The 2236-nt window shown below is 70.4% G+C and carries 2 protein-coding genes; both read right to left on the bottom strand.

Annotated elements, in window-relative coordinates; translation table 11 throughout:
* Positions 1 to 380: 380 nt before the first annotated feature.
* Complete coding sequence (locus PV350_RS46175) at positions 381 to 1286, bottom strand: carbohydrate ABC transporter permease (RefSeq protein WP_500321709.1); 906 nt, start codon at positions 1284 to 1286, stop codon at positions 381 to 383.
* On the bottom strand, positions 1283 to 2215 hold the full coding sequence (locus PV350_RS46170; RefSeq protein WP_500339258.1) for a carbohydrate ABC transporter permease: 933 nt from the start codon (positions 2213 to 2215) through the stop codon (positions 1283 to 1285). Before PV350_RS46170 ends, PV350_RS46175 begins: the two co-directional genes overlap by 4 nt.
* Positions 2216 to 2236: the final 21 nt, after the last annotated feature.

The following is a 2236-nucleotide window of genomic DNA, read 5'->3' as shown; positions in this document are numbered from 1 at the left end:
ATCCGCTCGCGAAACGCCTGCCGTTCAGGCGTCAGCCCACCACCCTGCGGATACCTCATGCAACCGGCATACCGCGACGATCAAGCTCCGTCAGCCCCCACGACATCACCACTCAAAAGTCAGTAGTCGCCCACACGACCGAAGGGGGTGTGATGGGGGGCCCGACAGGCGACGAGCGGTGAGCGCGGCGCCGGATGATGTGGGGCAGCGCCGCGAGCGCCGAGGTGGGGGTCCCCCCGGCCGAAGGCTGGGGGCGTACCCCGGCGCGGCACCGACCCACAACGAACGCAGCGGGGCGGTCACTGACCGCGCCGGGCAACCGGGAGTGCGGCGGGGAAACCCCCAACCGCAACCACAACGGCGCCGCAGACGAGGCCCCGTTAACCCTTCACCGCCCCCTGCATGATCCCGCCCACGATCTGCCGCCCCAGCACCCCGAAAACCACCAGCACCGGCACCGTCCCCAGCAGCGTGCCCGCCATGATCACCGACTGGTCGTGCACGTACCCCCCGCCCAGCTGCCGCAAGGCGACCTGCACCGTGGGCTCCTGCGACGTGAGCGCGATGATCGGCCAGAAGAAGTCGTTCCAGGACGCCATGAACGTGAGCATCCCCAGCACCGCCATCCCCGGCCGGGCAATGGGCACGACGATGCTCCAGAAGATCCGCGCCGTCGAGGCGCCGTCGACGCGGCCGGCCTCGATCAGCTCGTCCGGCAGCGACTGCGCGAGGTACTGCCGCATGAAGAAGACCCCGAAGGCCGAGACGAGCCCCGGGAGGATGACGGACTGGAGCTGGTTCACCCAGTGCAGCTCCGCGATGAGCATGAAGAGCGGGATGACGCCCAGCTGGGGCGGGATCATCATCGTCCCGACCGTCAGGGTGAGCAGCGCGTTGCGGCCCCGGAAGCGCAGTTTCGCGAAGGCGAACCCGGCGAGCGTGGAGCACAGGACGGTGCCGACCGTCACCGACCCGGAGACGATCAGGGAGTTGAGCAGGGCCTTGCCGATGTCGGCCTGCTCCAGCACCTGCCGGAAGTTGTGAACGAGGTTGCCGCCGGGCAGCAGCGACGGCGGGCTCGCGGCCAGCTCCGCGTTGGACCGGGTCGCGGCGACGATCGTCCAGTAGAAGGGGAAGGCGGAGATCGCCGCCGCGACGATCAGGAGGGCGTAGGCGAGACGGCCGCCGTGGTGCTGCCGGCCCGCCCGGGCGGACCGCAGGCGGGGCAGGGGGCGTGCGGTCCCGGCGTCGCGGCCGGGCCGCGGCCGTGTGAGGAGCGCGCTCATCGACGGGTCCCCTTCCGTGAACGGCGCCGTGCCAGTGCGGTGTTGAGCAGCACGAGCAGGACGATGAGGACGAACATCACCCAGGCGATGGCGGCGGCTCGGCCCAGGTGGAAGTAGCCCCAGCCCTGCTCGTACATGTAGAGCCCGAGGGTCTGGTACTGGTGGGAGATGCCGCCCGAGATGCTCCCCTCGAACAGCAGCGGCTCGCCGAAGAGCTGGGTGGCGCCGATCGTGGAGACCACGATCGTGAAGAGGATCGTGGGCCGCAGGCCGGGCAGGGTGACGTGGAGGAACTGCCGCCACCGCGAGGCGCCGTCGAGTTCGGCGGCCTCGTACAGGTCCCCGGGGATGGACTGCATCCCGGCGAGGTAGATGAGCGCGTTGTACCCGGTCCACCGCCAGGTGACGATCGTGGACACCGCGATCTGCGAGGCGACGGTCCCGGACTGCCAGTCGACGGGTCCGATGCCGGCCAGTCCGAGCAGCCAGTTGACCAGGCCGAAGTCGCGGCCGAAGAGCTGGGCGAAGACCAGGGTCGCGGCGGCCACGGACGTGGCGTACGGCAGGAGCATCGTGACCCGGAAGAAGGTCCGGCCCCGCAGCTTGTAGTTGAGCAGGTGGGCGAGGCCGAGCGCCATGAGCAGCTGCGGCACGGTGGAGACGACCCCGATGGTGAAGGTGTTGCGCAGCGCGGTCCAGAAGAAGTCGTCGCGCAGGAGCGCGGTGTAGTTGTCCAGGCCCCGCCATTCCATCGTGCCCGGGGTCTGGAGCTCGACGCGGTAGAGGGAGACGTACGCGGTGTAGAGCAGCGGGAACAGCCCGAACGCGGCGAAGAGCGCGAAGAACGGCGCGATGTAGGCGTACGGCGACAGCCGGGCGAGCAGTCGCCGCGGGGGCGCCTGGGCTGCCGGGGGCCGGGCGGTGGGCACCGGCGCGGTGGCGGTCAGGGT

This window comes from Streptomyces sp. PA03-6a (assembly GCF_033792765.1).
Classification (GTDB): Bacteria; Actinomycetota; Actinomycetes; order Streptomycetales; family Streptomycetaceae; genus Actinacidiphila.
The sequence above is the reverse complement of the archived record's forward strand: the minus strand, read 5'-3'. Positions and strand labels throughout refer to the sequence as shown.